Source organism: Myroides indicus (assembly GCF_004364575.1).
Lineage (GTDB): Bacteria > Bacteroidota > Bacteroidia > Flavobacteriales > Flavobacteriaceae > Flavobacterium > Flavobacterium indicum_A.
This window is the reverse complement of sequence record NZ_SOAG01000033.1, coordinates 21,928-28,611: the sequence shown is the minus strand read 5'-3', so window position 1 is coordinate 28,611 and position 6,684 is coordinate 21,928. Positions and strand designations below refer to the sequence as shown.

Annotated in this window: 5 protein-coding genes and 1 pseudogene; 2 read left to right on the top strand and 4 right to left on the bottom strand. The window is 34.9% G+C overall.

Going from position 1 to position 6,684, the window contains the following annotated elements:
* Both C8P70_RS14345 and C8P70_RS12210 read right to left on the bottom strand, forming a co-directional pair.
* Positions 1-130: pseudogene (locus tag C8P70_RS14345) on the bottom strand (IS982 family transposase); the annotation flags it as partial.
* Between the two features lie 36 nt (positions 131-166).
* Positions 167-415 carry a hypothetical protein gene (locus C8P70_RS12210; protein WP_133713601.1) on the bottom strand — a complete coding sequence of 83 codons (249 nt, stop codon included), beginning with the start codon at positions 413-415 and terminating at the stop codon, positions 167-169.
* Between the two features lie 302 nt (positions 416-717).
* Here C8P70_RS12210 and C8P70_RS12205 point away from each other — a divergent pair, with 302 nt between their 5' ends.
* Complete coding sequence (locus C8P70_RS12205) at positions 718-2,868, top strand: cation:proton antiporter (RefSeq protein ID WP_133713600.1); 2,151 nt, start codon at positions 718-720, stop codon at positions 2,866-2,868.
* A 28-nt stretch (positions 2,869-2,896) separates the two neighbouring features.
* A complete protein-coding gene (locus C8P70_RS12200; protein WP_133713599.1) occupies positions 2,897-3,604 on the top strand; it encodes a Dph6-related ATP pyrophosphatase in 708 nt (235 codons plus the stop codon).
* A 50-nt stretch (positions 3,605-3,654) separates the two neighbouring features.
* Here the strand turns inward: C8P70_RS12200 and C8P70_RS12195 are convergent, their stop codons facing one another.
* A complete protein-coding gene (locus C8P70_RS12195) occupies positions 3,655-5,694 on the bottom strand; it encodes a TonB-dependent receptor (RefSeq protein ID WP_133713598.1) in 2,040 nt (679 codons plus the stop codon).
* A gap of 20 nt (positions 5,695-5,714) precedes the next feature.
* Positions 5,715-6,605 carry a hypothetical protein gene (locus C8P70_RS12190; RefSeq protein WP_133713597.1) on the bottom strand — a complete coding sequence of 297 codons (891 nt, stop codon included), beginning with the start codon at positions 6,603-6,605 and terminating at the stop codon, positions 5,715-5,717.
* Between the last annotated feature and the right edge of the window lie 79 nt (positions 6,606-6,684).

The following is a 6,684-nucleotide window of genomic DNA, read 5'->3' as shown; positions in this document are numbered from 1 at the left end:
TTAAAGCAAGACTTATCAATTCCAAATCCTTCAATTTTGGTGTTCGTCTTTGGTAGGGCAATAAATTTTCATTTGATATTTTTCGTAAAACTTCCAAAATTCTTTCGTAATTTGCACCTAAGTTGTTCATTGTAAATGGTTTTGTAGTTAATTCAATTTACTGATTTTAAATCAAATGAACAACTTTTCTCTTCTTTAATTCATAATGCACAACGGGTATTTTAATATCCGCAAAAGGAGCGATTAAAAAATCAAATATACCGGCATAATCAAAAATGTTAATACCGAATTCGGTGTATTTATAATAATTGAAAAGCATTCCGATTCCCACCGTAAAGAGGTAGAGTAGCGTAATTACTGATTGAATTTCTTTGATTATTTTTTCAAAAATATTCTTGATAAGCGTTTGATTCATCAAATAGAATTATTACCTGATACTCTTTAGTAAATACAGAAGAAGACCAATCAAGCTATATTAAAAATAATTACCTGCAAAATAAAAAAGCAAACATTCAATACAATAGTATTTTATCAAGCTAATATTTTTTGGTAGGGTTTTAATTATTAGCAACGGTTGTTGCAGTGTTTTTGGAGAATGAAGATGACTTGAAAATATATTTTTTAAAGTTTCTGTAGGCAATAAACTTTTAGAAGAGGAAATAAATCTCTTTAAAATATTTTATTACTTTTGAAAATAACTCAACCTAAAGTGATATAATGGTAGATTTTTTTAAGCATTTATTACGCGAATTTCAATTTCCTCTGGAAAATCCGGTATTGGTTTTTTCGTTAATTCTATTTATCATATTGTTGTCTCCTATATTGCTCAGAAAACTGAATATCCCAGGAATTATAGGATTGATTATTGCTGGAGTGATTGTAGGTCCATACGGGCTCAATATGCTTGAAAAAAACTCAGCGATTGATTTATTTTCAACGATAGGATTACTGTATATTATGTTTATAGCAGGACTTGAATTGGATATGAACGATTTTAAATCGAATCGAAATAAGAGTTTGCTCTTTGGTTTTTTTACATTTATTATTCCATTGGGAGTTGGTTTTCCAGTCTGTTATTATTTTTTAGGGTATGATTTTAATGCCAGTTTTTTAACAGCTAGTATGTTTGCAACACATACGTTGGTTGCTTATCCTATTGTCAGTAAACTCGGGATTTCAAAAAATCAGGCAGTAGCTGTTACCGTAGGAGGAACTATTTTGACGGATACTGCCGTACTGATCATTCTGGCTGTAATTATGGGAAACAGTCAGGGAAGTCTTAATAAGGAATTCTGGCTAAGATTAATTGTATCGTTAGCTATTTTTTCTGCTATTATGTTTTTGATTATTCCAAAAGTGGCAAAGTGGTTTTTTAAAAAATTGGAAAGCGAAAAACATTCTCATTATATTTTTGTACTATCTGTTGTGTTTTTTGCTGCTTTTTTAGCAGAAGTGGCAGGTGTTGAGCCTATTATCGGAGCGTTTGTTGCCGGATTGGCGTTAAACAAACTCATTCCTAATTCCTCTGCATTGATGAATCGGATTGAGTTTATGGGAAACTCTCTGTTTATTCCGTTTTTCCTTATCAGCGTAGGAATGCTTGTAGATGTCAGTGTTATCTTAAGCGGACCAATGGCTTTGATTGTTGCGGGGACTCTGTCAGTTGTAGCATTGTTCGGTAAGTGGTTTGCCGCCTTGTTTACACAATTAGCATTTAAGTATTCTGGAGCTCAGAGACAGCTTATTTTCGGACTGAGCGGTGCACATGCTGCGGCTACATTAGCGGTGATTTTAGTTGGATATAAAGCAGAGATATTGGATGAAAATATTTTAAACGGAACCATTATTCTGATTTTGATAACTTGCGTGGTGGCGTCCTTTGCCACAGAAAAAGCAAGTAAAAAAATAATTTTAGCATCGGAAGACGATACACAGGAGCTTATTAAAACAAATGGCGCATCTGATGAACATATCCTGTTGCCAATTGCCGATATGTCCAATATTGAAAAACTTTTAGAGTTTGCAATACTTATCAAAGATAAAAAATCACCTAACCCCATTTCTATCCTTTCTGTCGTATCAAATAACGACGAAGCAGAAATAAATATTTTAAAAACCAGAAATAAGCTGGAAGCCTTTGTAAAACAAGCTTCGGCATCCGAAACCAATGTCAATGTTATAACGACAATTGATCATAATACGGCAAGCGGAATTGCACGGGTTTCGAGAGAAATCATGGCAGATTTTATTGTGTTGGGATGGCCTCGCCGTTCTGGTTTTTTTGATAAGTTAATCGGAGAAAAAATAAACAGTATTTTAAACAATACAGAAAAAACTACTTTTATTTGCCATTTGGAAAAACCATTGGCTTTGCATAAAAAAATTGTCATTGTAGCTCCTCCATTGGCAGAAAGAGAAAAAGGATTTGCCTTATGGGTTGATAAAATGGCAAGACTGGCTCAGGAACTGAGTATTTCTATTTCGTTGTATTGTAATGAAAACACTAGAAATGCAGTTGAAAAATTATTGCAGGAAACTAAACTGAGTGCTTCCGTCCACATGATACTGTTTACGGAGTGGGAAGACTTTTTTGTATTGTCCGGTGCGATTCACAAAGATGATTTAATCGTGTTGATTTCTGCCCGAAAAGGAGCAGCTTCGCATATGGGGATTTTGGATGGTTTGCCTACAAAACTTGAAAAGTACTTTCCGCTTAACAGCCATTTTGTTATTTATCCGCAGCAGATCAATACTTTTAACGAAGAGAATTATATAGATATTTCGACAGAACCGTTGACTAAAGGAATAGAAGTAGTTCAGAAAATCGGGAAAGAAATCGGTTCTATATTTAAGAAAAAGGAGGAATAACACTTTTGAACAGAATAAAAGAATGTAGATGAACAAAAAAAGAGCTTTTTTGAACTGGAGTAGTGGAAAAGATGCGGCTTACAGTTTGTATCAGATTCAAGCAAAAGGAGAGTTTGAAATTGCAAAGCTGGTAACTACAGTAAACGAGCAAGCAGGGAGAGTTTCGATGCATGGTGTTAGAGAAGAACTTTTGAAAAGCCAGGCTGACTGTTTGGGTCTACCTTTAGAAATCATTTATTTGCCTGAAAATACTTCGATGCAGGAATATGAAAAAATCATGTCAGCAAAACTGGATCAATGTTTAGAACAAAAAATTAAATACAGCGTTTTTGGAGATATTTTGCTGGAAGACTTAAAAGCTTTTAGAGAACAGCAGCTCAGTAAGGTGGGCATGAAGGGCATTTTTCCTTTATGGGGTAAAAATACTTTTCAATTGATTCATGAAATGATTGAAAGCGGCTTAAAAGCAATAGTGGTTTGTGTAAATGAGCAGTATTTAGATAAAAGTTTTGTCGGACGTATAATAGATCGGCAGTTTGTGAGCGATTTGCCAAAAGGAGTTGATCCTTGCGGAGAAAACGGAGAGTTTCACACCTTTGTTTTTGACGGACCTATGTTTAAAGAAGCAGTATCCTACCAGAGGGGAGAGGTTGTTTATAAAACGTATAATGCTCCTAAACAGAATAAAGAAATAGAGAAATATGGATTTTGGTTTTTAGATTTGTTTTCGAAATAAAAAACTAATATCTGCCGTATGCTATTGATGCGACAGATATTAGTTCAGCTTTAAAATGAATACGTCAGATGAATATAAAAATTTCTGCCGGGATTGGGAATGTGATTCCAATCAGAATAAGTAGTATAAGCAGTATCTAATATATTTTCAATGCCGATGGAGGTATTCAATACATTATTTACTGCATAAGAATCATAGTTTGCACTCCAATCTAAAACAGCGAATGCAGGAGTACGGGTTTCTCCATACACTTTTGCAACATCATTTTTAACGGTATTTCCTCTTAAACTTAACTGAGTTTTTAAATTTTTCCAGTTAAAATTGATTGCAGCTTTGTATACAAAAGGTGCTATGAATGGCAGTGTATTGTCGTCCTTATCCTTGCCGTAACTGCAACTTAATCCACCCGTAAGCATCCACTGATGAGTAATTTTATAAGTAAAATTCCAGTCCGCTGAAGCTTGGACGGCGTACGAAATGTTATTGTAAATTTTAACTCCCTTTCCGCCATGTGTCATCGCATTGAACGGGGGAGTGATTACTCCTATGATGTAGTTGCTGAGGTAAAAGAACGAACCGGAGAGTTTGCTTGAAAAGGCAGGAGTAAGGTATTTTACGAATACGTTACCCTCGTAAGTGGATTCATTATTTAAATTCGGATTTCCGATATAATCATATTGGTCTCCGCTGTTGAATAAGTAGTATCCATAGCCCTCAGATACAGAAGGAGCTCGGTTGCCATAACCAATTCCCGCTCCGTACAGCCATGTATTATCTGTTTTTTCAAAATTGACCGCTAAATTACCTGTTAATCTTGTTTTATTCGCTTTAAAGGTATCGTCATTTAAAAATATACTCAATTGGTTAATACCTTCTCTGCTTACATGATTTTTGTTTGTTCCGATTCCAGCTGTAATAAGCAAGCTTTGATTATCACTAATTTGCCAGTGGTCTTTGAAAGTAATTCCTCCGTAGGCTGTTTTTACATCCGGCCATGTATAAGCAAACATGTCGCTCCGTTGAGGCTGATTTGAAAACATTGTCATTTCGGCAAGAGATTTATTGTAAAATGCATTTGCTACAGCATGGATATGATGCTTTTCTGCAATCGTTGCTGAAACGGCAGAATACACACCGTAGGTATTGGTCCAACCAGGCATATCCATTCTTATAAATACTTCTGCACGGTTTTCATCATCCATACGATGAGTGATGGCATTGTAATACAGTTTGGTTTCCCATTTTGTTATCCATGGATTATCAGGAGTATAAATATGTGTAAGCGAAGTGATGAGAGCTTCTGCCAGCGAAACATCCATCGGAAGAGCCGGATATCCTACATCTGTAGCTTTGTCATAAATAGCAGCAGCCTCTAAAGTATTACGTGGGTTAAATTTAAAACCAATATTACCGGAGGCATTTAATTTACTAAATTGAGAGTTTTTTATTTCACTATGGCCTCCTGCTCTGTAATTGTCAGCATCCCGATGAAGAATAGAGCCGTTGATAGAGAGTTTGTTAGAAGTAAAATTTAAATCTCCACCAATTATTTTGTGCTTACTAACGGTTTCATATCCTGTTCTTATTTTTCCCTTAAAACTGTCTTTTTCTGTAAAAAGAAGCTTTTTAGTCTTTAAGTTGATGCTTCCTCCTAAGGTAGCGCCGAATAAAGAACCTTGCGATCCGGAAGTGACATCAGCACTTTCGAGATTGTTAATCTCTACGTAAGAAGTAATTGGATCCATCTTATCGGTACAAGCATGAAAAATCTGCATTCCGTCAATAGTCTGTCTGGTACGTTCAATAGCCATATTGTTAATCATGGGTTCCCAAGCATAGGCACCTCTTCTGATGATAACTATACCTTCTTTATTTGCCAGATATTCATCTACAGAACCGAGTGATTTTGGAGCTGTCAATTTTTTGTTTTTAGAATGTATGATAACTACTTCATTAAGAGAATTATTCTGAAGGGTATCTTTTGGTTCTGAGGTGTTTTGCCCTGCAATAGCTATTTGCAGGGCAAAAAACACACCAGTTGTATATAAAAAGTAGTTTAACATCTTTAAGGGGATGATAAAAAGATTCATTTTTTAGTTTGTTCAGCAGGTTAAAAATCAACTTCAAAATAGAAGTCACTGTTTATCTGACTGTCGGCTTCAACAAATTGCCCTGCGATGATTTCATTAGCATTATTTTTAACCAGTAAATTAATATACCAATACCCTGTCATGTTAAAAGTAATAATGCCTTCATACTTTTCTGTGGCAGAACTATATTGTAACGGCGGTAAAATTTTTCCTACACCGTGATTTGCCATAGTTGGCATGCGAGGATCTATTTCAATTGTAAAATCTTTAGCGTATGGAAATTCTGCTCCGTGATTATCACTTTGATATACCGATAATAAAAATGAGTTGTCGCCTACTTTTATATGTTCTATTTCGTGCATTGCAATTAGATAGGTGTTTCCGTTGTATTGGAATTTCTGTAAAGTTTTTAGCTCAGATTCACCTCTTGGGTATACCATTAAATCGATTTTGGTTTTAATGGTCTGTCCTTTGGTTTGCGTTTCTATTTCCAATACCCAATAGTTAACACCAGGTTCTGTTCCAGCCATGGTAAACATTAGTTCGCCTTCAAAAACATTTGTTGTTCCCTGAATGGGCTTCAATTGCGTAATAGGAGCCGAATGGGACATTTTATGACCATTTGCCATTGTCATATGCATTGTAATTCCCATACGGGTATTGTTAAATACTGTGTTTTGAGAATCAATATTGTCGATTATTTCTACAATAACCTTATTGGTTGCATCACCTGTAAATCTACCCTCTTTATTCTTTATTATAAATGTAAGATTACTTTCTGTTTTGGAAATTATTTCTTTTGCAGGAGGTATTATGGGATTTACAGATTCATTTGGATTGTCATCTGAGCTGCAAGCAGCTGTAATACCCATTGCAATAACAGCAAGGGTAAAATATATTATTTTTTTCATTATTATAAGTCTTAAATAATTAAAAGTGAGATACAAACACCGTCATTTAATATAAAATGTGCTGTTTTTTTCGATAAAT

Excerpts from the sequence above, each read along its gene's own strand:
- C8P70_RS12195 (WP_133713598.1), bottom strand. The coding sequence starts at position 5,694 with ATGAATCTTTTTATCATCCCCTTAAAGATGTTAAACTACTTTTTATAT.
- C8P70_RS12210 (WP_133713601.1), bottom strand. The coding sequence starts at position 415 with ATGAATCAAACGCTTATCAAGAATATTTTTGAAAAAATAATCAAAGAA.
- C8P70_RS12190 (WP_133713597.1), bottom strand. The coding sequence starts at position 6,605 with ATGAAAAAAATAATATATTTTACCCTTGCTGTTATTGCAATGGGTATT.
- C8P70_RS12205 (WP_133713600.1), top strand. The coding sequence starts at position 718 with ATGGTAGATTTTTTTAAGCATTTATTACGCGAATTTCAATTTCCTCTG.
- C8P70_RS12200 (WP_133713599.1), top strand. The coding sequence starts at position 2,897 with ATGAACAAAAAAAGAGCTTTTTTGAACTGGAGTAGTGGAAAAGATGCG.